Raw genomic sequence first — 25,805 nt, forward strand, 5'->3', positions numbered from 1 at the left:
TATATTAACGCTGTTTACAACTCTAACTTGATACCGAAGTTGATACGCTTCATTGTAGGGTATGCACCCTGAGAAGCAAGACCTGTACCTGCGAAGTTCGACTCACGGTCGTCAGGCATATCTGTCCAGAGGAAGAGGTTGTTACCATTTACATAAACCTTCAACATCGAGAGACCGAGACTCTTGATCCATCCGTCAGTCCAGGTATAAGCCACCTCCAGGTTCTTCAAGCGGCAGAACGAACCATCGTAGAGGAAGCGGGTACCCTCATAGTAACTTGGAGTAGAGTTCATACGAAGTGAAGGAATACCGTTTGGAGTTGATGGTGACCAGTAAGCACCCTCCTTGAACACCGTGTGAAGGTATGGCTTAGGCAGTGAGTTGAATGCTACATAGCGGCTCACGTTGTTTACGCCATAGAACTGCGCAAAGATACTGAATCCCTTGTAATCAATACCGATAGTGGCATTGTAGGTGTTCTGAGGAGTACCTGTAAAGCCATAAGGCGCACTATCATTGGTATCAATCACACCGTCACCATTGAAGTCGGTGATGATATACTGACCTGGCAACTTCTGGTTGTCGTTGGTATTATGAGGAGTCATTGCGATGACATCATCCCAAGACTGTGCTGTACCATTGTCGAGATAGCTCTTGCCCTGTCCGATGGAGAATCCCATGTTCTTCTGGTATGCAGGAAGCAACTCTGGGTCGTCATGCTCGGTAACAACATTTTTTGCATGCGTCATGTTCATATTGGCATAGGCATGGATACCGTTGGCAAAATCATACTTCAGTCGAACTTCAAGCTCATAACCTGTGGTCTTGGTTCTACCCTTGTTCAGGAAAGGAGCAGAAGCACCGAAATAGGAAGGCACCGAACGGCTGCTGCCGGCAATCATGATGTCGGAACGCTTCTCGCTGAAGAACTCAAGCGAACCGGCTACGAGACCACCGAGGAAAGCATAGTCGATACCGAAGTTCTTCTTGATGGCCTTCTCCCAATGGATATCTGGGTTACCTACCTTTGCTTCCTTATACCAAGTATAAATGGATTCGTTGTTTGGGTTGGTTGAATCAAGATGGGTCTTGCCACCATAAGCCCAAGTGGTCTGGTAGAGCCAGCGTTCCCATACATTATCCTCACCAATCTCTCCATAAGAGTAGCGAAGCTTGAGGATATCAATCAGATTTCTACCGAATACCTTTGTTTCAGCCACAGGCTTGAACCATTTCTCGTTGGCTACGTTCCAACCGATAGCACCAGAATTGAAAAAGGCAAAACGATTGTCCTTGGAGAACTTCTCCGAACCGTTGTAGGCACCGTTATACTCGAACATGTAGCGATCGTCATAATTATAGGTGGTACGGAATGCCCAGTCCTCACGGTAGTTGGTAAACTGAGAACCCGTAGCACGCTCAGAGCGGTTGAATACGCCCATAGCTGTTACATCGTGCTTGCCGAACTTGCGTCCCCAATAGAGCTGTGCCTGATAGAAGAGGTTACGCTGGGTAAGATTGTTGTTGAGTGCACCCGCATCAGTCTTCCATGCGATGGTCTCCACAAAATCAAAGTTATTTTTACCGCCTGGCTGCTCCTTATAGGTTACCACACCCGTTACAGGGTCGATATACTTATACTGGGCTGCATGGTTGAGGTCGTCGATACCTCGGCTTGCCTCCACAAATACGTTATCCCAAGATACGATGGCAGATGCCTTCAATCCCTTAGTAATAAAGGAAAGATCCTGCTCGAGCGTAAAGTCGGTGTTGATACGGGTTGTGGTGGTTGACTGCTCACCATGAAGTGCAAGCTGGGTCACAGAGTTAGGAGAGCCTTGCGGATCTTTAGGGAAATAGCCCCAAACACCATCGCTATACTGTGGCAGGAAGGTATCATGAGGTGCTGAGTAAGCTGCCTGCCAGAGCTGGGACTCAGCCCATGAGCCTTTCTCCAAACCATAAGGTGACTTGCGGATACCATGGCTACCCGAAAGGTTTGCCTTCAGCGTGGTAGTCTTGGTGAGCTGAAAGTCGAGGTTGGAACGAACGTTGATACGGTTGAATCCGTAACCACTGGTATAACCACGATTGTTATCCCACTCGCGGAAGAGGTCACCCTCGTGCTGATAGTCGATGGCTGCATAGTACTTCACAGCCTTGGTACCACCTGCGATGTTCACATTGGCATTGTAAGACATGGCGTAGTCCTTGAAGAGTTCCTTCTGCCAATCTACATCAGGATAACGCTCGCTCATCAGGAATCCGGTCTCCGGATCAATACTGCCTGCAGGAGCATTATAGTTGTTGATGAAGTCGGTAGAGCGGATGTCACCCCAGCTTGAAGGTGAGAGTCCCAACTCATGCTTGATTGCCTGGTTCACATAATAGAGCGCATCGGCAGAACCGTAGGTCTCAGGCAACTTAGACACCAGCTTGATCGCAGTGCTTGCACTGGCAGAAATCTTAGCCTTGCCTTCTGTACCACGCTTGGTGGTAATCAGGATGACACCATTCGCGCCCTTCACACCATAGACGGCGGTGGCAGAAGCATCCTTCAATACAGAGATAGACTGCACGGAATGGATATCCACACTCGACATAGGGCGCTCGATACCATCCACAAGAATGAGAGGGTCAGAAGAGTTCCAAGAGCTCACACCACGAATCACAATCTTAGGATCCTCATCACCAGGCATACCTGATGAAGATGATGTAATCACACCTGGCAGATTACCTGTCAGGGCAGAACCGATATCAGAAACACCACCTGCGCGTTCCAGAACCTTACCTGTGGTCTGGGTAATGGCACCCACGACAGAAGCCTTCTTCTGCTGACCATAACCAACGACTACAACTTCGCCAATGGCATTGTCGTCTTCAAGAGTAAGTTTCAACTCTCTCTTCGTACCAATCTTTACTTCCTTGGTCTTCATACCTACGTATGTAAATACGAGGATAGAATTCTCAGAAGGAACACTGATGCTGAAATTACCATCTAAGTCGGTGACCGCACCGACGCTGGCATTACCTTTCACTTTTACAGTGGCACCTATCAGAGGCTCACCTGTACCGTCAACAAGATTACCCTTGACCTGGATATTCTGTGCCTGAGCATTCAGGCTGCAGAAAGCTCCCACCAAGCATAAGGCTGCTGTCCGTTTCATTGTTAACACTTGTTCAATCATGTTCTATTCATTTTTGATTTATGCTTTAAAAATTTAGGCGTGCACAAAAACTGTTTATTCACGGCGGCAAAGGTATGGATTTCTTTCGAAACATACTTTGCGTGGTGTAACAGAAAGTTTATCATTTCAGAAAAACCTTGCGAGAACGTATTTTCCCATTACTTAACAGTTGTTTTATTATATAAACACCTGCAGTTGGCTTTTCAACTTCTTTTCCTTCTATATTATAATATAAGGTGGAAACCACGTCTGCCTGGGTTTCTAATTGTTTAATTCCTGTTGTATTTTGTTTCAAATACCATTCTTTGTACCATTTAAAGCAAGCTTCGCCGCAAGCCTCGTCTACTCCCTTGAACGCAGGCTCCACAACCTTGTCCTTGAGATAAGTGTCGATGTCGAAGTAGAGTCCTGAGCCTTGAAGCGTCATGCTGATATTGCCCAGTTTGTCGTGGATATACTTCCATCCTTCACCAAAACCTGATGTGGTAGCGGTGCCCCAAGTGCCATAGTTGCTCTCCACCCAGTTGCCCTGCTCGTCCTTGTGGCCTGAGCCTGGCTTGTATGGGCTCCAGTCTATCTCGGTCACGATGATAGGATTGGTCTTCGCCACTGGCACAGCATCCAGGAATGCATTGTAGAATATCTCCTTGTTGGTATTGTCATTGTTGCCCGAGCCTGACATATACCAGCCTGGATAGCAGTGAACGGCATAACCCAGATTGTTTTGCGAGTCTACTATCGGATGCTTTACATAGTCACGATAGTTTTGCTGCCAAGTGGTGCCCGGCACCCAGATGATGCCCTTGAAGCCCTGCGCACGAATCTCGTTAACCACCGGCTGGAAGTAATCATGCAGTGCTTTATCCGAATTAGAACCATCACCCATATGAACCCTCACCGGCTCGTTGGCTAGTTCGATGGAGATGATGCCCGAATTCTGCTGGATATACTCATCGGCAGCAAAGGCCTTCCATACCGACTTGAGATAGCGGTTGTACTTATCTCCAACACTAATGTCTTGTGGACAGACTCCCGGTGGACGGACGATGACGTAAAGTCCATGTGCTATAGCATCCTTGATGAGAGGAATGTAGAGGTTCAGGAGATAGTGACGATAGCGCGCCATGTTGAATGCCGAGATATCAGCCTCATTCTCTGCCTTCTTCGATGGATCGTTGGTCCAGCATGGATCCATGTGCAGACGGAACACATCACAGTAAGCGCCCTGGGAATGATCGGTAATGGCGGTGAAGATCTTCTCGAAATAATTGAGGCAAGGTTTGATGTCGGCTTCAGAATAGTCAGCCTTCCACTTTTGCCATCTCCACCCATTGAAGTAACGGTTCGGTGTATCCATCACACCATGAAGAACCACAGTTTTACCATTGGCATCTACCAGGTTCTTACCCTGCACACGAAGTGCCGGCAGATTATCTGCAGCCTGTCCCGCCATTGACAGCATAGCCATAGCGAGTGATATTAACAATTTCTTTCTGTTCATTGTTATAATTATTTTTAGATTTATCATTATTTGTCAGTCACTTTATTTTTTCATGAAGGATTGCCAGGTTCCAGTTTACAGAAAAGGATGCTGGTCTTTTAAAATAGAATGGCGCGTAATCACTACGCACCATTCCCGAAAACCAATTAATCATGATTCTATATAAAAACCATAATATCAAAATCTTTTAGAAATTCTAAACCTATCTACAAACCTATTATGTATAAACCTAACTAACCTAAATGTTCTGAAATATACAACTTAAAAAACCGATGTAAAGATACTCCTAATCTTTCATATATACTTTATGATAAGTAACCAATAGTTTTTCTCTTGTACCACATGTAACATCATCTTTACTTTATGTAACATTTTAACGTCTTTTTAGTATCTTCCTATAAAAAACATACATTTCCGTGCATGAGTCTCCCATTTATTTTGTACTTTTGCAAACGAATATAAAAAAGCCAAAAAACAATGAAACCAAGAATCATGATGATTTCCATGAAATCAAACCTCAGAACAATGAGATACATCGGTCTTTTACTGATGTTTATCTTCTGTCTCACTGCGCAGAACATGATGGCGCAGCGAGGAAAACTTTTCAATTCAGACAACCAGCTTTCGAGCAACTTTGCCACTCAGGTGTTCCAGGATTCAAATGGTTTCATTTGGATTGCCACCCGTAACGGCTTGAATATCTATGATGGCTATAACTTTACGACCATCAGAAAAACCAAGGAAGACCACAGAGGACTGAGCAGCAATTACATCAACTGTATTACACAAGATATCCAGGGGCATATTCTGTTGGGTACAAACAACTCTCTCCTTTTATATAATGGAAAGAGTTTTGCCAATATTCCGCTGCTCGACTCCAAGAACCAGCCTTTCAGCACCTATGTAACCCAGGTTTATCGTCTGAAAAACAACGATATTGCCGTAGTTACATCGGGATATGGAATTATGCTCAAGAAAGAAAATGCAGAAGTATGCTATGCTATGAAGGGCGAAGTGGAGAACCTGAAATTCATACATAAGATTCTGGAAGATAAACAGGATAGACTTTGGATTATCCTGGAGAACGGCAAACTATACCGTGCCGACAAGAAAGGGAAACTGACCAAACAGATTCCTGGAGCAGAAACGCTGGAAGCAAAAGATATCAGGCAAGACAACAAGGGCAACATTTATCTTGCTACCAAGAATGATGGTATTTACCTTCTCAAGGCAGGTTCAACCATCTTCACCAAGATAGCCGGCATAGGCAATCTTCCTATTGACAACATCTATATCAGCCGCGACCAGCGCTTGTTTATCGGTTGCGATGGTATGGGTATCTTCGTGTATAATCCTGTAACAGGATTCTTGCAAAATAATCCTCTGTTCAGCCGTGAAGTAAATCTTGCCAAGTGCAAGATTACCAGCATTATAGAAGATTTTACGGGAAACATCTGGGTGAGTATGCTCCAGAAGGGCGTATTCATGCAGTCGCAGGCTCAATGCGATTTCAACTATATGGGCTACCGTTTGGGCAACCGCAACGTGATAGGCGAAAACAGCATCACAAGTCTGTGTGCCAACCAGGGCAATCAAGTCTGGGTGGGCACCGACAAGGATGGTCTTTACCTCTTTGACATAAAAACCGGTAGCATCAACAGCCATTTATTAAGCAACACCACGGTACTGGCACTCTGCAAAGACAAGAAAGGCAGAACATGGGTAGGAACCTATACTGACGGCATCGGATTTATAGATGCGGGGGGGTCTTTCCATCCATTCAGCCTAGGCATTGGAAACCAGGCGGGCATCTTTGATATCCAGGAAGACCCACTGGGAAATGTCTGGTTTGCCACCATGGGCGAAGGACTTTTCCGCCTTTCTCCAGATGGAAGCATCAAGCAATGGAAAGCACTATATGGTGCCGACAACAACCTGAAAAAGAATAGTATTCCTAATGATTTCCTCGTGAAACTTAGCATCTCAAAAGATGGTAAGCGGGTTTTCGTAGCCACTTCTGTGGGTCTAGCTTGCTATGACCAGCAAAAAAACAGCTGGACTTCCACTTTCGGTGGCGTCAACTGTCTGAACAAGGGCAGTTTCTCTCATTGCGTTTATTCTGACAGCAAGAATCGCGTATGGTTTGGCACTGAAGACGGCGCAATCTGCTATGATCCGAAGAAGGGATATGCTCATCCGAAGATTTACAACACAGAACTTGGACTTTCAGACAACAGCGTAGCCAGCATCATAGAAGATTACAAGGGCAGAATCTGGATAGGAACTTTCTGTGGTTTAAACCAGGTAAATACAGAAAAAGGTACCATCAACAAGTACTTCTCGGACAATGGCTTACAGAGTAATGAGTTCAGCGATGCAGCAGCCTGCACACTCTGGGGAGGAAAGATGCTGGTGATGGGCGGAACAGGCGGTATCAACTGGTTTGATACGGACAAGGTGAAACAGCATCCTTGGCAGGCAAAAGTTACCATATCAGGACTTCTTGTGGACAACAAACCTGTATACCGGGATATGGAATCGGGCATCTACACCATTACAGATAAAGGGGTATATAACAGCGACAAGTTCTCCTTATCTCATGAAGACAACACCTTCACCATCCAACTGTCTACTCTTACATATAATAATGTAGAGCAGATCAGTTACGCCTACAGCATCAATGGTGAGGATTGGCGAACCATACAGTCTGGCATGAACGAGCTGTCATTCTCACACATGCCAGCAGGCACCTATAAGTTCCGTGTCAAGGCCATCTGCAACGGATACGAAACCCCTGTCAAGGAGTTCTCCATCATCGTCCACCCAGCCTGGTATGCCAGTATCTGGGCTAAACTCTGCTATCTGCTAGCCTTCCTGGGACTCTGTCTGCTCTATATCAGGCACCGCAAACGCAAGATGGAAGACCAGCTCATATTGCAGCAGCATATCCATGCGGAAGAGATGGGCGAAGCAAAACTGAAGTTCTTCATGAACATCAGCCACGAAATCCGTACCCCATTGACCCTTATCCTCACTCCGCTGTTCACGCTGATAAAGGAAGACAAAGACGCTCACCGACAGGGCATCTACGATATGATGCGCAAGAACTCGGAACGAATCCTGCACCTGATTAACCAGATGATGGACCTGAGAAAGATTGACAAGGGACAGATGGTGATGCACATGAGCGAAACCGATATGGTTGCCTTTATTGGCGATGAATACAAACTCTTCTGCCAGCAGGCGATAGCCAAGAGCATCCAATTCACCTTTGAGCACGAAGACGAGGCCCTCCCGGTATGGATAGACCGCGACAACTTTGACAAGGTATTGATGAATGTCCTGTCAAACGCCTTCAAGTTTACTCCTGCAGGCGGCAGAATCCGTATCACCCTCTCCCACTCGCCTCATCATGTCCGCATCGCCATCAAGGACAGCGGCAAGGGCATTCAGGAGGAAAAGCTCGAAACGATTTTCCAGCGCTTCTATCAGAGTACCACCACTTCTTATGACCGGAATGTAGGTACGGGAATCGGTCTCGACCTGACGCGCTCGCTCGTGGAACTGCACTATGGAACCATTACAGCCGCCAACAACAAGACACTTGATGAAGCCGACTGGAAGGAAGGAAGCCAGTTCCTCATCACGCTGCCTCTGGGCAACGAGCATCTGAAACCGGAAGAAATGATAGATGCACCGGAGCCACAGACTGCTGAAGACATCAAGGAACTGGAAGAAAACATGGAGGAAGGAAACGAAGAGAATGCTGCCGATACAGCCAATGACGCCGAAGAAGATTTCAAGAGCAAGGCAAAGAGCACCATCGCTGTGGTAGAAGACGATGAGGCAATACGTAATTTCCTGAAGACCCAACTACAGGAAACCTACAATATCCTTACCTTCTGCAACGGAAAGGAGGCGCTGCCGGAGATTATCAAGCAGAAGCCAAGCCTCGTTATCTCAGACATCATGATGCCAGAAATGGACGGCAATACGCTCTGTACTAAGATTAAGAACAATGTGAACACCAACCACATTCCGGTGATTCTGCTTACAGCGATGAGCAGAGAGGAAGACCAGCTGACCGGTTTGCAGTCGGGTGCTGATGCCTATGTGGTGAAGCCGTTCAATATGGACATTCTGCGCCGCACCATCATCAACCTGCTCAACGTGCGCCGTACTTTGAAAAACAAGTTTATGGGCAACGAGAGACAGAGCGACAGGCAGATTGCGATTGAAAAAGCCCTTTCGCCAAAAGACCAGCTGATGGAACAGGTGATGAAGGTAATCAATGATAATATGGATAATGAGGACCTGAGTGTGGATATGATTGCCCGCGAAGTAGGACTGAGCCGTGTGCATCTGCACCGCCGAATGAAGGAGCTGACCAACCAGACACCACATGCCTTCATCCGCAATACCCGTCTGCAATATGCCGAAAAGTTGCTAACCCACTCTAACAAGACGATAACAGACATCATGTTTAGCTGCGGTTTTTCCAACCCAGCCAGCTTCAGCACCATGTTCAAGAACTTTTATGGCTCTTCGCCTCGCGATTATATGCAGGCCCACCGGAAAATCTAGCCTTTTCACTGCAGAAAAGGCCAGATGTTTCCCATAATAAAGTATTTGTTACAAATAGAGAAGCTTATGATACGCCTCGCAAAGTGTTGGTAACATTCTGTGGGGGTATATTTAAAAGGAAAGCGTTAACTTTGCAGCAGAATTCTGAATACATGTTTCAGCCATGAGTTCAGATACTCATTCTGTAATTTTAAACCCAATAATAAAATGAAGAAAATTGCAATCTTATCGCTTTCCCTGACGCTTGCAGCCGCTGCACAGGCGCAGACAGCTGAGTTTGACTATTTCAAGTATGCGGGCAATGACGCTCGCTTCAATGTTGAAATCGACAAGACTCACCAGTATTACAACCCGGTACTGGCTGGTTTCTATCCAGACCCATCACTCTGTCGCGTAGGCGACACCTACTATCTGGTAAACTCTTCGTTTACCTTCTTCCCAGGTGTGCCTCTCTCAACCAGTAAAGACCTGGTCAACTGGCAGCCTGCCGGTCATGTCCTCGACCGCACATCACAGGTTCCATTGAAGGGCCAGCAGGTATCAGCCGGTATCTTCGCACCAGCCATCAGCTATAACAAGAAGAACAAGACCTTCTATATGATTACCACCAATGTGGGAGCCGGCAACTTCTTTGTAAAATCAAAAGATCCTTCCAAAGGCTGGAGCGAGCCTATCTATCTGAAGAAGATTGACGGCATCGACCCTAGCTTCTTCTTCGATGACAACGGAAAGGGATATATCGTGCATAACGGTCCGGTAGTTGGCGGTGCCGACTATGAGGGTCAGCGTTCTATCCGCTGCTTCGAATTCGACGTGAAGGGCGACAGCATCAAGGGCGACTTCAAGGAGATTCTGCGTGGCGGAACCCATGTAGAGGCGCGTCCTATCTGGATTGAGGGTCCTCACCTCTTCAAGAAGGGCAAGTTCTATTATCTGATGTGCGCCGAAGGTGGTACAGGCGGATGGCACAGCGAGGTTATCCTGCGTGCCAAGAATCCGATGGGACCATGGGAGGAATGCCCTAACAACCCTATTCTTACCCAGCGTACCGGTCTCGACCCTAACCGCAAGGACCCAGTATCAAGTGCTGGTCATGCCGACATCGTAGAAGATGGCAAGGGTAACTGGTGGGCTGTATTCCTGGCTTGCCGTCCTTATGAAGAGGATATGTACAACACAGGTCGCGATACTTATCTCCTGCCGGTAACCTGGAAGAATGGATGGCCAGAGATTCTTGCCAAGAATACTCCTATCTCTACCGTTGGAGAGAAGGCTGGTTTGAAGCCTGCCGCAAAGAATGAGTTCTCAGGCAACTTCTCTTATGTGGATAACTTCGAAGTTGATAACAATAAGGCGGGTCTGAAAGAGTTGAATCCACGCTGGATGTTCCTCCGCGACTTCGTTAACTGTTACAAGGTAGAAAACGGCAAATTGAAGTTCAATCTCCTGCCAGGCAACATCTACAAGCGTGAGCCGATGTCTGCCATCTGGGCACGTCAGCAGCACGGCACCTTCACAGCTGAGACAGAAATCAACTTTACTCCTCGCAACGACAAGGATATCGCAGGCTTGGCACTTCTCCAGAAGGAAGACCACAACTTCGTATTGGGTAAGACCATGAAGAAGGGCAAGCTGATGATTACCCTGACCCGTGCCGAGAAGAACAACGTAACTATCGCTTCTGCTCCTATCAAGGGAGGTAAGCTGAAGCTGAAGGTAGAAGGTCATGACAGATATTATGATTTCTATTATGCTGAAGAAGGCGGCAACTGGCAGCTTCTTGCCAAGGGTGTGGATGCCTCTAACCTGAGCACCCAGAAGAGCGGCGGCTTCCTCGGTGCCTGCATCGGTCTCTATGCTTCTTCCAACAAGGAATAAAGATTTGAGAAAAGATTAACGTTTTAGGAATAGATAATTAAAGAAAAGGTTGATACCTCGCGTTTTGCCTGGTATCAACCTTCTTCTTTTATTTATTCTTCACAATATCCAATGTCATTTTTCCTACCCAGATAGCGCTCTTGCCGTTCTGGTCGATTGGCACCGGTTTGCCATCCAGATTGTTCAGATACTCCAACTGCTTGAAGTAGGTATGGCTATGACCGCCCAGTATCAGATCGATGTCACGGGTGGCTGGGGCTACCTCGGAATCGTCGATGCCATCTATCTTCCAGCCCAGGTGGGAGATGCAGATGATGACATCACACTTCTCTTTCTTCTTCAATATCTCTGTCATTTCCTTTGCCTTGGCGATAGGATCGAGATACTTGATGCAGCCATAGTTGGCTTCGGTTACCAAGCCGGCAAGTTCCGGACACAAGCCGAAAACGCCAATCTTCAGTCCCTTGCGCTTGATAATGGTATAAGGCTTTACGACATTTGCCAGTTCGGTACCGGTGAAATCATAGTTGGAGCAGACGATAGGAAACTTCGCCATCTTGAAGATGCGCACCATGTTGTCTATTCCGAAATCAAACTCATGGTTTCCGATGGTAGCAGCATCATATTTCATCTCGTTCATCAGTCCTACTTCCACATCTCCCTTGAAGAGAGAGTAATAAGGTGAACCCTGTGAGAAATCGCCACTGTCAAAGAGCAGCAAGTCGGGATTCGCCTTACGTTCCTGACTGATCATCGCCACCCTACGGAGAAAACCGCCACGATTGGCAGTTGCCGTATCTGCGAGATTCGGATTGATGGGCATCACGCATGAATGCGTATCGTTGGTATGGAGCACTACGAGTTGCTTTACCACCTTTGCCTCTTTCTTAGCTTTAGCCTGAACGGCTGCCGGCTGCATCATGAAGGATGCCAGAGCCAGACCTATATATAATAATATATGTTTCATCAGAATTATCAACTATAAACTATTAACTATTCTACCACGCAGCGGCCTTCAATCTTAGATTCCACTACCTTGCCCTGTGCCTTCATCTCGCGGAAATAATTCATGATGATGTAACGCACATTGTTCTCTTTCTGCTTAGGAGCAAAGACATCGGTTCCGCTCTTGAAGGCTACGAGTTGGTCATTACCTTCGGCAAGATAATCGAGGGTTGCAACGCGGTAACTTTTCTCCGGATCAACTGGTTCACCGTTCAGCGTAACGCTCTTCAGTTTTCCATCCTTGGTGATTACCATTCTAACAGCATGGCTCAAGCCTTCGCCGCCACGATGAGCTATCTGCTGGAAGAGTTCCAGAACCTTATCGCCCTTCAGGGTCAGGAAACAGATTTTGTTCTCGAAAGGAGCCATATCGTTCACATCGCCTATAGTAACCTTACCCTTGGCAAGATTAGAACGGATGCCACCCATATTGTAAACAGCGAAAACAGGCTGTTCTTCAAACTGCTTGCCGCCCCATACCAGGATGTCACAGAGCAAGTTACTGAGTTCGCTCTCCGGACGGTGGCGGGTCATATCATGAGCAATATGACCTACAACAGGGCCCATGATACTGTCTACCTTACTCTTATAAGGAGCAATAAACCGGGCAGCCTCAGCATCAGGCTGTGCATCCCATTTCTGATCAACCAATATTCGGGTTCTCTCCACCTTCGCCACCTTGTATTTCTGGGCGAAAGCCGGACTTGCCATCAGCAGCATCACCGTTGATGCAAGTGCCACCTTCATACCATTCTTTTTCTTCATATTTATTGTTATCTTAATGTTTTGGAGTGCAAAAATACAAAATAAATCTGTGAAATCCGTGAAATCTGTGGGAAAAGACGCTGACCAGAAAGAAAAATAGTTAAATCTGCGAGAAAAAAGAAAGAAAGTGTCTGAAAATTTGCGAGATACAAGAAAAAGTAGTAACTTTGCACCCGCTTTTCGGCGTAACCGCTGTTGTCTGGGCAGAAGTGTTGTCCAAGTCCATGTTGCGTTGGAACGACAAACAATTTTTAATTTTATACAAAAAATGGATTTGATTAAAGTTGCTGAAGAAGCATTTGCAACCGGCAAGAAGTTCCCTGAGTTCAAGGCAGGTGATACTATCACAGTCGCTTACAAAATCGTCGAGGGTACTAAGGAGCGTATCCAGCTCTATCGTGGTGTTGTTATCAAGATCTCTGGTCATGGTGACAAGAAGCGTTTCACAGTTCGCAAGATGTCTGGTACTGTAGGTGTTGAGCGTATCTTCCCTATCGAGTCACCAGCTATCGATTCTATCGAGGTGAACAAGCGTGGTAAGGTTCGTCGCGCTAAGTTGTATTACTTGCGTAAGCTTACTGGTAAGAAGGCTCGTATCGCTGAGAAGAAGACTGTAGCTAAGGGTGCAGAATAATTTTTCTTAGGAGACCTAATCAGAAAAAAAATAAAGGGAATCTTGTCTCACGACAGGGTTCCCTTTTAATATCTACAATTTTAACAAAAAACGTCAAACCAATCATGGTTGACAGCTAAACCAACCATGCTCCATTCTTTTATTTTTCGCCCGCATCATAATTCACGAGCCCATCCTCCGTGCCGTGTAAAGCACCTTGGAAATCATCCCAACTCTGGAATCCGGCAAGCAGCGCCAGCTTGTCCAAAGTCTGGCGGGAAGGCTTCTCCTTCCCTTTCAAAACATCCCACATTTTGTGGAAAACATGTGCCTTGCCAACCTTCTTTTCTATGTGTTCAGCAAGGACTTTCAAATCCTGTTTCATAACAATCCTCTCATATTTACTAACTGGGAGCAAAAGTACTGAAAAAGAATGAAACAGAGTACATTTTTCCCGACTTTTTTATGTTTTGGGGTAAAAAAAATGCTTTATATCATAAAAATGCTGTTTTTTAGGGCTTTTTACGAAACAGAAGTCCAATATCTCAATCATTTTTTGTAACTTTGCGCCAAATTCCAAAATACATTTCTTAGAAGATGAAAGAATTAGCACTTAAGTACGGATGTAATCCAAATCAGAAACCTTCTCGCATCTATATGGATGACGGAAGGGAGCTTCCTATCGAAGTGATCAACGGCCGTCCTGGCTACATCAACTTCCTGGATGCCTTCAATTCCTGGCAATTGGTCAAGGAACTCAAGGCTGCTACAGGAATGCCTGCTGCCGCTAGTTTCAAACACGTTTCTCCTGCCGGTGCAGCTATCGGCTTGCCTCTGAGCGACACATTGAAGAAGATTTACTTCGTTGATGATGTCAAGTTTGAGCTCTCTCCATTGGCTTGTGCCTATGCTCGTGCGCGTGGCGCTGACCGCATGTGCTCTTATGGCGACTTTGTTGCGCTGAGCGATGTATGCGACGAGGCTACAGCCCTCCTCATCAAGCGTGAGGTGAGCGATGGTGTCATTGCTCCTGGCTATACTCCTGAGGCTATCGAGGTTCTGAAGGAGAAGCGCAAGGGTACCTACTGCGTTATCAAGATTGATCCTGACTATGTGCCAGCTCCTATCGAGCGCAAGCAGGTGTTCGGTGTTACCTTCGAGCAGGGACGCAACGAGGTGAAGCTTGATGATCCTGCTCTCTTCGAGGATGTTCCTACCAAGAACAAGACTTTCACTCCTGAGGCTAAGCGCGATCTGATTATCTCGCTCATCACTTTGAAGTATACTCAGAGTAACTCTGTATGCTACGTAAAGGATGGTCAGGCTATCGGTATCGGTGCCGGTCAGCAGAGCCGTATCCACTGTACCCGTCTGGCTGGTTCTAAGGCTGATGAGTGGTGGTTGCGCCAGTGTCCTAAGGTGATGAACTTGCCTTTCAAGGAGAAGATCCGTCGTGCCGACCGCGACAATACCATCAATGTCTACATCTCTGATGAGTGGGAGGATGTATTGCAGGACGGCGTTTGGGAGCAGTTCTTTACTGAGAAGCCTGAGCCATTGACCCGCGAGGAGAAGAAGGCTTGGATTGCACAGAACAAGGGTGTATCTGTAGGTAGTGATGCTTTCTTCCCATTCGGCGACAATATTGAGCGTGCTCACAAGAGTGGTGTTGAATACATAGCAGAAGCAGGCGGTAGTATCCGTGACGATAATGTTATTGATACCTGCGACAAGTACGGCATCGCCATGGCGTTTACTCACGTTCGCCTCTTCCATCACTAATTTTTTATATAATAAGGTATATGAGTGACATTGACGATATTATCATGGGCGGTATGGTCTTCAAAGGCGGTGGTGGTCCTAAGAAGGATGACGACGACAAGGTGAAGACCAAAGCCAAGAAGAAAAAGTACATAACGGGTGCTCACGGTAGTGGCTCTGCCCGTCAGAAGGCAAAGTATCGCCAGCAGAGAGCCAATCGTAAATCCCAGAAGAAGAAATAATACTTCTCTATCATAAATACATGTTTCGCCCGTGTGCTGTATGATAACAGCGCACGGGCGAACTGTTTTCTGATAGCGGGAGCCATAAATAGAGTACTGGCAAGCGAAAGACAGCATACTGGTATAAGTAAGACAGCCCACTAGCTACATAGACGCCAGTGGGCTGTTCTTCTTAAACAGTCATCAAATTCCAGGTGAAGAGTAAAACGGCTATCGGTTCTTTACACTCTTTACGCCCCTGCCCTTCGTTAGATGAAGGGTTACAGGCTTCAATTGATGCTTGCCGTGGTCATAAATGATGGCTGGGTCCAGTCGTCTACCGCCAAAGCTAACCTCGAAATGGAGGTGCTCTGTGGTAGCCCTACCGGTACGGCCCGTCAAACCGATTACCTGACCAGCCTTTACCTTATCGCCCTTCTTCACCTTGTTTCTGCTCTGATGGCTGTAGAGCGTCTCGAAACCATAAGCATGCCTGATACGGATGCAGTTGCCGTAACCATAGAAAGGTCCTGATGCAACGACCGTACCGTCAAAGGCAGCCACAATCTCATCATTCGGGCACGTCTTGAGATCCACACCCGAATGGCGGCGCTTGCCACCATAAGGACTGATTACCTTGGCACCCGGCAAAGGGTAAGCCCAAGCAGTCTTTTCTATCTTCTCCAAATCAAGCTCGAAAGTATTGGTAATGGTAAACGGATCATGAACCTCATCAGGGTCGAGCGTCATTCCATCTCCTATTCCACCCTTTTTCTTGCCAGATGCCTCCTTGTCAGCCTCAGCATTTCTTCCTACAGAAGAATCCTTGCCACCGATAACCGAAGCAATGACACGGGCACCATGCTTGCGGAACTGCACGGTCTGGCGGCGCAACTTATGCGATTTCAACTCTACGAAAGTTTCCGGATTCAACCTACCGCCATTCACCATGATAGAGAAGTCACAATAAGTTTCACCCTCCTTAGAGCCTACAATGGCAATCGTCTGTCCGGCATCTACATGCTGTCCTACCTTAACCAGGTTCTCGGCATTGTTGGCATAAACGGTTTCCAGACCGCAATCGTGGCGCACCACGATGACATTACCCATTGATTCCGACTTTCTGGAAAGTCGCACATAACCTTCGAGCATCGCCTTGACAGCATCGCCTTTAGAGGTAGAGATACGCAACACATGATTGTTCAGAAGGGTTGCTTTGCCCACAGGAAGCGGGAAGGAATATTCCTTAGCACGGAATATCTCAAAGTCTACATTAAATGCCTGACTCTGGGCAAAGAGACCGGGTGTTGCAATACTCACCTGCTGCTGTTCGGCTGCCGTGAATACATTTTTAGCGGGCATAAAGCTGCTCAGCGAGAACACCATGAGTCCTGCCACAGCCAATAGCCGCAATCCTTTTTTCATTCTTTTCATTATTTACTTTTTCTTTCCGATTTTCAAAATATTCTATAAACTATTAACTGAAAAACATCCATTTCTCCCTCTCCGTTCTTACAGAAAAGGAAAAATGGATGTTATCTTGAAAACTATCTGATACTTACCTGCTACCAGGCTTTTACTTCAACAAGATGCCTGTATAGATTCTGCCACTCTCGATACCCAGCTTTCTGGCAGAGAAGTACTCATCGCTATGGGCAAAGGTACAGATGCCACAATCCTGGATATTCTCTTCGGCCACTCCACAATGCAGAAGAATCTGTCTGTTGCAGAGCGGAAGATTGAGATGCCATTTCAGCGGCTGCACGATATTACCCTCAGCAGCCAGGCGCTCACGCTCAGCAGGATCAACCGAGAAGGCGGCATTAGGACGCTGTTCGGCAATCTCTTCCATAGGGAAAGCTGCCTGCTCGAACGCCTCGTAAACCTCATCGCCCACCTCGAAATGGTCGAGCGAAATGCCCGGACCTATCACCGCCTTCAACTTCTTCGGGTCGGTATGATAGGTAAACGCCATCTCCTGAATGGTTTTATGCACGATGCGAGCCAGCGTGCCACGCCAGCCGGCATGGATAGCAGCCACAGCATGATGCTCCTCATCATAAAGAAGCACAGGGATGCAATCGGCAGTAGAAACACCGATGCATACACCTTTCTGGTCAGTCATCACGGCATCTACACCTTCGAGCACCATCTTGCGGATATTCTCAGGCATGGTGAGAAACTCACCGGCAATATTGCGCACCTCTACTCCATGCACCTGATGGGGCATGATGATATGGTCAGTAGTGACACCGAGCTCAGCAGCCAGACGCTTGCGGTTCTCTGCAACATGCTCGGCAAAATCACCGCAATATTCGTTGATATTAAATTCGCCATAGTTGCCCTGGCTCACTCCTCCCTTGCGGGTAGTAGAGAAAGCCATGACACCAGAAGCTACCTGATATTCTTTGATCATAACATTTATTCGTATTCGAAATCATCGAGGTCGTCAACATCCTCGATTTCATCCTCATCAATATATTCTACTACATCCTCGCCCTCTGCAGCCAGTTCCTGCTGGAAACGAGACATATCCTTGTCACGGTGAACAAGCGTATCTTCGGCAGTAATCTCCTGAAGCTTGTTGCTCTCTGAATTGAGTTCCTTCCAGAGCACGTCCTTCAGTTCCTGGATACCCTGTCCGGTAACAGAGGAGATGAAGACCACCGGAAGATCGGTAGGCAAAGTTTCCTTGAGCATTTCAATCAGTTCTTCGTCGAGCAGATCGCACTTGGTGATAGCCAGCACGCGATGCTTGTCGAGCATCTCTGGATTGAAGTTCTTCAGTTCACCCAGCAATACTTCATATTCTTTCTTGATGTCGTCAGTATCGCCCGGAACCATGAAGAGCAGCAGAGAGTTGCGCTCAATATGGCGGAGGAATCGCAAGCCCAAACCTTTTCCTTCGCTCGCGCCCTCGATGATGCCAGGAATATCAGCCATGACAAAACTCTGGTGATCGCGATAATCTACGATACCCAGCGATGGTTCGAGCGTAGTAAACGGATAGTTTGCAATCTTAGGACGGGCACTTGATACGGCACTCAGCAAAGTTGACTTACCGGCATTAGGGAAACCTACCAGACCTACATCGGCAAGGAGCTTGAGCTCCATGATGATGGTCATCTCCTGCATAGGTTCGCCCGGCTGTGCATAGCGAGGAGCCTGGTTGGTAGAGGTACGGAACTGGAAGTTGCCCAATCCGCCACGACCGCCCTTGAGGAGCAGAACTTCCTGCCCGTCATAAGCCACATCGCATACAAACTTGCCTGTTTCGGCATTATATACCACGGTACCGCAAGGCACATCGATATAAATATCCTTGCCATCGGTTCCATGACACTTATCACGGCCACCGTTTCCACCATGCTCGGCAAAGAAGTGGCGCTGATACTTGAGGTGCAGCAACGTCCAGTAGTTATGGTTGCCGCGGAGATAGATGCTTCCTCCACGTCCGCCGTCGCCACCGTCAGGACCGCCGTTAGGCTGGTACTTTACGTGGCGCAGGTGCATGGAGCCCTTGCCACCCTTACCAGAGCGGCATTGTATCTTTACGTAGTCTACGAAATTGGATTCAGCCATTTATTCTTTTCTTTTTATTTAATGAACAAATCTTCCCCACCATAGCGGGGAAGATTCTTTATCTTGATTACAAGTTGTCGATTACATTGCAAACACGAGCGAAGATCTCATCTACAGTACCGAGACCCTCGATGTGGTGATGAATGCCTTCCTTCTCATACCAGTCGATGAGCGGAGCAGTCTGTGTATGATAAACATTGAGACGCTTCTTGATAGTCTCCTCGTTATCATCAGAACGGCCGCTTTCCTTACCGCGGTTAATCAGGCGAGCCATCAGCTCATCCTCAGGAACAGCCAACTCAATCATCGCAGCAATCTTATGACCACGCTCAGAAAGCATCTTCTTCAGAGCCTCAGCCTGTGGAGTGGTACGTGGGAAACCGTCGAAGATTACACCAGCGTGCTCCTTACCGAAGCTATCGTATACACTTGCGAGGATGTCAATCATCAACTCGTCTGGAATCAACTGACCATTGTCGATATAACCCTTAGCTGTCTTACCAAGTTCTGTACCGTTCTTGATTTCATTACGAAGTACATCACCTGTAGAAATGTGACCGAGACCATACTTCTCGATCATCTTGTCGCTCTGTGTGCCTTTACCTGCACCTGGAGCGCCGAAAATTACGATATTTTTCATTTTTACCTTAATATATATATAAAATATTTATGTTGTGTCAGAAACTTAATTTATACTGTTAAACCATTGCTTTCCCTTCGGAGTCATAACAAATAACAAGAATACTATAGCAGGGATTCCTACCATAGCCAAAATAATGTATGTACCCAAAAAAGGTATATCCAAGCAATAATCACTAATTTTCTCCCACATGCTTCACCCTCTATTCTTCTACAATCGTGTAGATGTCGCGGAGGTTTCTGCCTTCCTGATCATAATCCAATCCATATCCTACGATGAAATCGTTAGGGATTTCCATAACAGCATAGTTGATATCCAGGTCAACCTTCAAGTTGCCTGGTTTCACGAGGAGGGAACAAACCTCAACGCTGGCTGGGTTCATCTTCTTCAGGTCTTCAATCATGTGAGCCATGGTGAAACCGGAATCTACGATGTCCTCTACGATAACCACGTGGCGGCCTGCCAAATCCTGGTTCAAACCCATCAGGGTCTTCATGCTGCCCGTAGAGGAGGTACCCTCGTAAGAAGCATACTTCACGAATGAAATCTCGCTTGGCACGGTAATCATTCGCATCAAGTCGGCTGCAAAGATAAATGCGCCGTTCAATACTGCCAGGAAGACAGGTTTCTTGCCTGCATAATCCTTGTTCAGACGGTCTGCTACGACCTGTACTTTCTTCAGAATCTCAGCCTCAGGAATCGATGTCTTGAAGCTCTTATCCTTGATCTTTACTATGCTCATAGTCTGTTCTATAATAATATTTTCTGCAAAATTACGAAAAAAACATGAAACTTCGTGCTTTCATCAACTATTTTTTGTACTTTTGCATGAAAATAACCGTTTATCTGCATGAGTTGACAAATTATCACGACAGTTCGCGCAGATAATACTAAGATTATCAGATAATATGAAGATTTTCACAAGCGCTCAGATTCATGAGTTGGATAAATACACCATTGAGCACGAACCTATCAGTTCGCTCAACCTGATGGAACGTGCAGCCAAAGCGCTGACACGCGCCATAGAAGAGGAATGGTCTAACCGCACTCCAGTAGTTGTCTTCGCCGGTCCGGGAAATAACGGCGGCGATGCGCTTGCTGTGGCGAGAATGCTCAGCGAGGATGGATATGATGTAAGTGTATACCTCTTTAATGTACAGAATAAACTGTCGGCAGACTGTCTTGCCAACAAGAAGCGTCTGCTGGATGCAAAGAGAGTGAAATTTACTGAGATTATCACTAACCTGGACCCTCCTAAGCTCAATGCAGAAACGCTGGTGGTGGACGGACTCTTTGGTAGCGGACTCAGCAAACCATTGGCTGGCGGATTCGCCGCGATGGTGAAATATATCAACCAGAGTCCTGCCAAGGTAGTAAGCATCGATATCCCTTCGGGACTGATGACCGAGGACAATTCCTATAATATCCATGCCAACATCATCCGTGCCAGTCTGACCCTTACCCTGCAGCAGAAGAAACTGTCGATGCTGATGGCGGATAACCAGCAGTACCTGGGCAGACTGCGCGTTCTCGACATCCGACTTTCCCAGGAATTCATCCAGAATACGGAGTGCCAGTGCCGCATACTCGAAGAGAACGACATCCGTCCGCTCCTGAAATCGCGCAGCGACTTTGCTCATAAAGGCAGCATGGGTAATGCGCTGCTCATAGCGGGAAGTTACGGCATGAGCGGCGCTTCGGTATTAGCCACCAAGGCTTGTCTGAGAACCGGTGCAGGCAAGGTAACAGCCCATACCCCAAAGCGGAATTATGAAATCATGCAGATTTCGGTACCTGAAGCGGTACTGCAGATGGATGCAGAAGAAACCATATTCAGCGAACCGGTAGATACAGAGATGTTCGATGCGCTGGGCGTAGGTCCCGGATTGGGACTGAACGAGACAACAGCCATCGCCCTCATCGCCCAACTGCGCCGTGCTACCTGTCCGCTCGTCATTGATGCCGATGCGCTCAATATTCTTTCCAGCCACAGGGCGTGGATGCAGCAGTTGCCAAAGAATATCATCATGACACCTCATCCGAAGGAGTTCGACCGACTTGCCGGCAATGCGAGCAGCAGCTGTACCGAAAGACTGATGAAGGCAAGCGAACTGGCTGAACGACTCCAGGCATACATCATATTAAAAGGACATTATTCTGCACTCTGCCACCCTGACGGAAAGATTGACTTCTGCAGTACGGGCAACAGCGGTATGGCTACAGCAGGCAGCGGTGATGTGCTGACAGGTATCATCACCGGCCTTCTGGCTAGAGGATACAAACAGGAAGATGCCTGTCGCCTGGGTATGCATCTTCATGGTCTGGCTGGCGATCTTGCTGCCAAAGATCTGGGCAAAGAGAGCCTCATCGCCAGCGACATTATCCAGTATCTTCCGAAAGCATTTCTCAGATTGGAAGAATAATTATCAAGAAATAAGAATATCCATAAAAGTCAGGAGTTCTCGGCTTCTGACTTTTTTACTTGTTTCTGCGCATCATAGAACCTTACTTCCAAGGTTCTCCTCAAATCATCGCGACGGTCCATATTCAACTTTTTGCGGATATGGCAACGCTGGCTGGTGATATTTGATTCACTCTTATTGAGTTCTGCACAAATTTCCTTTAAAGTATGCCCCTGAAGAATCAGCTTGCATATTTCCTTTTCGCTGAACGTAAGCCCATCACAAACCTGATCCCACGCCACTCTATCCAATTCTTCATTAAACAGATGTTCAGAAGCATGGGTTATAATCTTCTCCCGGACATCAGGAGTCAGACGCTTCATCAGGCTTTCTGCTGCTTCCGGTTCATTATCCTTCAAATCGGCAAGCATATTCAACGCCTTGTTTTCAACCCGAGCCATCCGTTTCGGCTGGCGCAACCCCTTGGTTACAATACTCATATTATATACTGCCACATAAACCAGCATCATGAAACCCAGAAAAATCGACTTCATACTGAACAGAGCTGGCATAAGCGGAGTGCTGAACAGGTATATCAGCAACATCGGTATCATACCCACCGTGATGATGGTGCAAGTCTTATACAAAGTTTGGCTCAACGCTGTAATAGCCAGGATAAAGACGACAAACAGGTTGCAGATAACGCTCAAATTATCATTAGCAAAACCGAAATTGATGCAAAATACGCTATCAAGAGCCAGTTTGGCGAACATCAGAAAGTAAAGAGAAGAAATACCTTTCACGAAAGCTATCTTCCGTTTCCAGACCAGGAACTGCAGGATGCAGAACACGAATGTATGCAAGCCACAGAGGCTTAAACCATAAGGTTCTTTCACAAGCAGAAAGAGCATAATATGATAAGGTATGATAATCAGCTCGCTTATCGTCAGAAGTAGAAAGGCGATAACGCGTCGGCGATCTACCACACCACAATATTGAGGGCATAAATGATGTTCTACCCTCACTATCAGGTTTACAATGTCATTCTTCAGTTTCATTTCGTTTTGGTTATTTTCTTAAATCTTACTTATACTTTCGTAAGTCAAACGGCTCTTTTTCTAGGAAATTGCCATTATTTTAGGGATTTATTGATTCCGGCTGCAAAATTACAAATAATATAAGAAATCCTTGTTCAATTATCAGAAAATCGTACAACTTTAACGATTTTAAGCATAAATCAGTGTACTATTTTGTTAAAAAGGGCATTTTTCAGTATTTTTCAGTGCTTAAAAATTTGGTTGTATCCAATATTCGTTCTAATTTTGCGCCAGAAAACCAACGATATGAGATACAGACGAACTAAAAAGTAAGTTGAAAGTAAACTGAAAGGAGAAAAAGAACAGTTGAAAGTAAACTTCAGGAAACAAGAGTTCTCAGTAGATTCAGGTATTGGTGATTATTATAAAAGAGTAGTAAGAAAGTAAAAGGTGATTCTAAATCACTCAATGTGTTTTTAAAAAAGAAAAGATTAATTGAGGTATGAAGAAAAGGATTTTTATTGCGTTAGTAGCACTCGGCAGCCTAATCTGTCCTGCTCTAGCGCAGGAAGCTGCGGTAAAGACCAACTTGCTGTATGATGCAACGACAACCATGAACTTGGGTGTTGAATTCGGTCTTTCTCCAAAATGGACACTTGACGTATCCGGAAACTACAATCCTTGGACGTTTTCAAAGAACAAGAAATGGAAACACTGGCTCGTTCAGCCAGAGGCCAGATACTGGTTCTGCAACAAAATGATGGGTTCATTCATCGGCTTCCATGCCTTGGGTGGATCGCACAACATCGGTGGCATGGATCTTGACTTCAAGTTCCTGGGCACTGATTTCTCTAAGCTGAAAGACTATCGGTATGAAGGATGGTTTATAGGTGCAGGTGTAGCTTACGGCTACGCTTGGGCTCTCTCGAAACATTGGAATCTGGAAGCTGAACTTGGTGTAGGCTATATCTACTCTAAGGCAGATAAGTTTAACTGTGCTCAATGCGGAGATAAACTTGAAGATGACAAGGCACACAACTATGTGGGCCCGACGAAAGCAGCCCTCAACTTAGTGTATGTTTTTTAAAAAGAATCAGTGATGAATATATATAACATAATAGGTAGTATGTTCGGAGCCTTGCTTATCGCTCTTCCTATAGCAGCAGATAATACCCAGCAGGCTTACAAGAATCTGAAAATCCAGAATAAGGCAATCAGAAAGGTTGGCAACCAGGTGAAAGTGGCTATGGACTTGAACCTCGACCAAATTCAGCTTGCCAGCAACAAAGGTCTCATCTATACCCCAATGATCCTCAACGAAAAGGATACGCTCTTCATGCCGAGTGTTGAGGTGATGGGTAAAAAGAGATATATTTATTATCAGCGTAACCAGAAAACGGCTACGGCAAACCCACTCATCGTGGCACTCCGTAAGAACAAGACAGCACAGACGCTTCATTATGAATACGCCGCTCCGTTCAGCGACTGGATGAAGAACTCAAACTTCGCCATCAGCAATGATGCCTGCGGTTGCAACCAGCAACTTCTCGACGAAGGTATCCTGAATCCGGAAGGACGTGCATTCTCTACTCCGAAGAATCTCTTCAACGCTTATGTCCAGCCTAAGGCAGAAGCCGTAAAGGCAAGAAAGGAGAATGGTTCTGCCCGTTTGAACTTCAAGGTGAACAAGTGGGATAGCTTGTACGATATGGGCAACAATGCCAACGAACTGGATAATATCCGCAAGACTCTCGACCTTGTGAAGAACGATTCGGATGTTACTATCACCAAGATAACCCTCCACGGCTATGCATCACCAGATGGCGGATATGCCAACAACAACAAGTTGTCGCATAACCGTACACAGGCGCTTTTGAAGCATATCCTGAAGATCTATCCTATTTCTTCAAAATTGTTTGCGGCCACAGCTACAGCAGAGGACTGGGCGGGAACCATCAAGTATGTAAATGAGAATGATATTCCTCAGAAGGAAGCTGCACTTGAGATTATCAACAGCAACATGCAGCCAGATGCCAAAGAGAAAGCATTGCTCAATAAGGCTCCTCAGGCTTATCACTATCTCCTGCAGAATGTATGGCCATCACTTCGCCGTACCGACTATACGATAGAATATGATGTTCAGGCATTCAATGTAGAAAAAGCTAGAGAGGTTATCAAGACCCGTCCTCAGAAACTCTCTCTCCAGGAGATGTATCTGGTAGCCCAGACTTATCCTAAGGGCAGCGCCGAATTCAACAATGTTTTCGACATAGCTGTAAGAATGTTCCCTGAAGATAAGCTTGCCAATCTCAATGCAGCCTCAGCAGCCATCGAACGTGGCGACAAGGTGAGTGCAGAGAAATATCTCCTGAAAGCAGGCGACAGCGCCGAGGCAAACAATGCCCGCGGTTGTCTGGCTGCCATGAAGGAAGACTATCAGACAGCCAAGCAATACTTTGAGAAAGCTGTTGCCGGTGGTTTGAAGGAGGCGCAGGAAAACCTGGATAAGGTAAACCAGGCGCTTTAAAGTAAGTATGTACTTTCTAATTATATAAGTATAAGTTAAAAGATGATATTAAATACGATCTGTTTTCAGCGGATTGTGCCAATATGTGCGAAACTTAATTT

Annotated in this window: 19 protein-coding genes; 8 read left to right on the plus strand and 11 right to left on the minus strand. The window is 46.3% G+C overall.

Features of this window, described 5'->3' with window-relative positions:
• Positions 1–14: 14 nt before the first annotated feature.
• Positions 15–3,188: a SusC/RagA family TonB-linked outer membrane protein gene (locus tag DWV53_RS00435; protein WP_118150880.1), complete on the minus strand. Its 3,174-nt coding sequence runs from the start codon at positions 3,186–3,188 to the stop codon at positions 15–17.
• A gap of 121 nt (positions 3,189–3,309) precedes the next feature.
• Entirely contained in the window at positions 3,310–4,689 is a 1,380-nt protein-coding gene (locus DWV53_RS00440) for a cellulase family glycosylhydrolase (protein WP_181992365.1), read from the minus strand.
• Between the two features lie 477 nt (positions 4,690–5,166).
• On the opposite strand from DWV53_RS00440, the gene DWV53_RS00445 reads away from it, so the two are divergent.
• Positions 5,167–9,273, plus strand: coding sequence for a hybrid sensor histidine kinase/response regulator transcription factor (locus DWV53_RS00445; protein WP_259318874.1), 4,107 nt, complete (start codon positions 5,167–5,169; stop codon positions 9,271–9,273).
• 207 nt (positions 9,274–9,480) lie between these two features.
• Complete coding sequence (locus DWV53_RS00450) at positions 9,481–11,151, plus strand: glycoside hydrolase family 43 protein (RefSeq protein WP_118150884.1); 1,671 nt, start codon at positions 9,481–9,483, stop codon at positions 11,149–11,151.
• Between the two features lie 88 nt (positions 11,152–11,239).
• On the opposite strand, the gene DWV53_RS00455 is transcribed toward DWV53_RS00450, so the two are convergent.
• Entirely contained in the window at positions 11,240–12,073 is an 834-nt protein-coding gene (locus tag DWV53_RS00455) for a bifunctional metallophosphatase/5'-nucleotidase (RefSeq protein WP_118150929.1), read from the minus strand.
• Positions 12,074–12,144: 71 nt separating this feature from the next.
• On the minus strand, positions 12,145–12,921 hold the full coding sequence (locus DWV53_RS00460) for a 5'-nucleotidase C-terminal domain-containing protein (RefSeq protein WP_418327026.1): 777 nt from the start codon (positions 12,919–12,921) through the stop codon (positions 12,145–12,147).
• A gap of 268 nt (positions 12,922–13,189) precedes the next feature.
• Here DWV53_RS00460 and rplS point away from each other — a divergent pair, with 268 nt between their 5' ends.
• Complete coding sequence (gene rplS, locus DWV53_RS00465) at positions 13,190–13,555, plus strand: 50S ribosomal protein L19 (RefSeq protein WP_117695693.1); 366 nt, start codon at positions 13,190–13,192, stop codon at positions 13,553–13,555.
• Between the two features lie 139 nt (positions 13,556–13,694).
• On the opposite strand, the gene DWV53_RS00470 is transcribed toward rplS, so the two are convergent.
• Complete coding sequence (locus DWV53_RS00470; protein ID WP_022122172.1) at positions 13,695–13,919, minus strand: hypothetical protein; 225 nt, start codon at positions 13,917–13,919, stop codon at positions 13,695–13,697.
• Positions 13,920–14,131: 212 nt separating this feature from the next.
• On the opposite strand from DWV53_RS00470, the gene DWV53_RS00475 reads away from it, so the two are divergent.
• Together DWV53_RS00475 and DWV53_RS00480 are read left to right on the plus strand one after the other, a co-directional pair.
• Positions 14,132–15,316 carry a phosphoribosylaminoimidazolecarboxamide formyltransferase gene (locus DWV53_RS00475; RefSeq protein ID WP_006848783.1) on the plus strand — a complete coding sequence of 395 codons (1,185 nt, stop codon included), beginning with the start codon at positions 14,132–14,134 and terminating at the stop codon, positions 15,314–15,316.
• 20 nt (positions 15,317–15,336) lie between these two features.
• A complete protein-coding gene (locus DWV53_RS00480) occupies positions 15,337–15,537 on the plus strand; it encodes a hypothetical protein (RefSeq protein ID WP_006848784.1) in 201 nt (66 codons plus the stop codon).
• A gap of 210 nt (positions 15,538–15,747) precedes the next feature.
• Here the strand turns inward: DWV53_RS00480 and DWV53_RS00485 are convergent, their stop codons facing one another.
• From DWV53_RS00485 to hpt, 5 genes are all read right to left on the minus strand, one after another.
• Positions 15,748–16,941 carry a peptidoglycan DD-metalloendopeptidase family protein gene (locus DWV53_RS00485; RefSeq protein ID WP_118150886.1) on the minus strand — a complete coding sequence of 398 codons (1,194 nt, stop codon included), beginning with the start codon at positions 16,939–16,941 and terminating at the stop codon, positions 15,748–15,750.
• 151 nt (positions 16,942–17,092) lie between these two features.
• Entirely contained in the window at positions 17,093–17,932 is an 840-nt protein-coding gene (gene pgeF, locus DWV53_RS00490) for a peptidoglycan editing factor PgeF (RefSeq protein WP_118150888.1), read from the minus strand.
• Positions 17,933–17,937: 5 nt separating this feature from the next.
• On the minus strand, positions 17,938–19,098 hold the full coding sequence (gene obgE / locus DWV53_RS00495) for a GTPase ObgE (RefSeq protein WP_006848787.1): 1,161 nt from the start codon (positions 19,096–19,098) through the stop codon (positions 17,938–17,940).
• 67 nt (positions 19,099–19,165) lie between these two features.
• Complete coding sequence (locus DWV53_RS00500) at positions 19,166–19,738, minus strand: adenylate kinase (RefSeq protein WP_118150890.1); 573 nt, start codon at positions 19,736–19,738, stop codon at positions 19,166–19,168.
• 202 nt (positions 19,739–19,940) lie between these two features.
• On the minus strand, positions 19,941–20,480 hold the full coding sequence (gene hpt / locus DWV53_RS00505; protein ID WP_022122167.1) for a hypoxanthine phosphoribosyltransferase: 540 nt from the start codon (positions 20,478–20,480) through the stop codon (positions 19,941–19,943).
• Positions 20,481–20,646: 166 nt separating this feature from the next.
• On the opposite strand from hpt, the gene DWV53_RS00510 reads away from it, so the two are divergent.
• Complete coding sequence (locus tag DWV53_RS00510; RefSeq protein WP_118150892.1) at positions 20,647–22,161, plus strand: NAD(P)H-hydrate dehydratase; 1,515 nt, start codon at positions 20,647–20,649, stop codon at positions 22,159–22,161.
• Positions 22,162–22,190: 29 nt separating this feature from the next.
• Here the strand turns inward: DWV53_RS00510 and DWV53_RS00515 are convergent, their stop codons facing one another.
• Positions 22,191–23,198: a transcriptional regulator gene (locus DWV53_RS00515; RefSeq protein WP_118150894.1), complete on the minus strand. Its 1,008-nt coding sequence runs from the start codon at positions 23,196–23,198 to the stop codon at positions 22,191–22,193.
• A gap of 481 nt (positions 23,199–23,679) precedes the next feature.
• Between DWV53_RS00515 and DWV53_RS00520 the strand changes: the two genes are divergently transcribed.
• Together DWV53_RS00520 and DWV53_RS00525 are read left to right on the plus strand one after the other, a co-directional pair.
• Positions 23,680–24,264 (plus strand): DUF3575 domain-containing protein, encoded by a 585-nt coding sequence (locus tag DWV53_RS00520; RefSeq protein ID WP_118150895.1) that lies wholly within the window; start codon positions 23,680–23,682, stop codon positions 24,262–24,264.
• Positions 24,265–24,276: 12 nt separating this feature from the next.
• Positions 24,277–25,704, plus strand: coding sequence for a DUF3868 domain-containing protein (locus DWV53_RS00525; protein ID WP_118150897.1), 1,428 nt, complete (start codon positions 24,277–24,279; stop codon positions 25,702–25,704).
• The last annotated feature ends 101 nt before the right edge of the window (positions 25,705–25,805 follow it).

The organism is Segatella copri (genome assembly GCF_003465495.1).
GTDB classification, from domain to species: domain Bacteria; phylum Bacteroidota; class Bacteroidia; order Bacteroidales; family Bacteroidaceae; genus Prevotella; species Prevotella copri_G.

Excerpts from the sequence above, each read along its gene's own strand:
- DWV53_RS00520 (WP_118150895.1), top strand. The coding sequence starts at position 23,680 with ATGAAGAAAAGGATTTTTATTGCGTTAGTAGCACTCGGCAGCCTAATC.
- DWV53_RS00510 (WP_118150892.1), top strand. The coding sequence starts at position 20,647 with ATGAAGATTTTCACAAGCGCTCAGATTCATGAGTTGGATAAATACACC.
- pgeF (WP_118150888.1), bottom strand. The coding sequence starts at position 17,932 with ATGATCAAAGAATATCAGGTAGCTTCTGGTGTCATGGCTTTCTCTACT.
- DWV53_RS00480 (WP_006848784.1), top strand. The coding sequence starts at position 15,337 with ATGAGTGACATTGACGATATTATCATGGGCGGTATGGTCTTCAAAGGC.
- hpt (WP_022122167.1), bottom strand. The coding sequence starts at position 20,480 with ATGAGCATAGTAAAGATCAAGGATAAGAGCTTCAAGACATCGATTCCT.
- DWV53_RS00460 (WP_418327026.1), bottom strand. The coding sequence starts at position 12,921 with ATGAAGAAAAAGAATGGTATGAAGGTGGCACTTGCATCAACGGTGATG.
- obgE (WP_006848787.1), bottom strand. The coding sequence starts at position 19,098 with ATGGCTGAATCCAATTTCGTAGACTACGTAAAGATACAATGCCGCTCT.
- DWV53_RS00455 (WP_118150929.1), bottom strand. The coding sequence starts at position 12,073 with ATGATGCAGCCGGCAGCCGTTCAGGCTAAAGCTAAGAAAGAGGCAAAG.
- DWV53_RS00500 (WP_118150890.1), bottom strand. The coding sequence starts at position 19,738 with ATGAAAAATATCGTAATTTTCGGCGCTCCAGGTGCAGGTAAAGGCACA.
- rplS (WP_117695693.1), top strand. The coding sequence starts at position 13,190 with ATGGATTTGATTAAAGTTGCTGAAGAAGCATTTGCAACCGGCAAGAAG.
- DWV53_RS00445 (WP_259318874.1), top strand. The coding sequence starts at position 5,167 with ATGAAACCAAGAATCATGATGATTTCCATGAAATCAAACCTCAGAACA.
- DWV53_RS00470 (WP_022122172.1), bottom strand. The coding sequence starts at position 13,919 with ATGAAACAGGATTTGAAAGTCCTTGCTGAACACATAGAAAAGAAGGTT.
- DWV53_RS00525 (WP_118150897.1), top strand. The coding sequence starts at position 24,277 with ATGAATATATATAACATAATAGGTAGTATGTTCGGAGCCTTGCTTATC.
- DWV53_RS00440 (WP_181992365.1), bottom strand. The coding sequence starts at position 4,689 with ATGAACAGAAAGAAATTGTTAATATCACTCGCTATGGCTATGCTGTCA.
- DWV53_RS00450 (WP_118150884.1), top strand. The coding sequence starts at position 9,481 with ATGAAGAAAATTGCAATCTTATCGCTTTCCCTGACGCTTGCAGCCGCT.
- DWV53_RS00475 (WP_006848783.1), top strand. The coding sequence starts at position 14,132 with ATGAAAGAATTAGCACTTAAGTACGGATGTAATCCAAATCAGAAACCT.
- DWV53_RS00435 (WP_118150880.1), bottom strand. The coding sequence starts at position 3,188 with ATGATTGAACAAGTGTTAACAATGAAACGGACAGCAGCCTTATGCTTG.
- DWV53_RS00485 (WP_118150886.1), bottom strand. The coding sequence starts at position 16,941 with ATGAAAAAAGGATTGCGGCTATTGGCTGTGGCAGGACTCATGGTGTTC.
- DWV53_RS00515 (WP_118150894.1), bottom strand. The coding sequence starts at position 23,198 with ATGAAACTGAAGAATGACATTGTAAACCTGATAGTGAGGGTAGAACAT.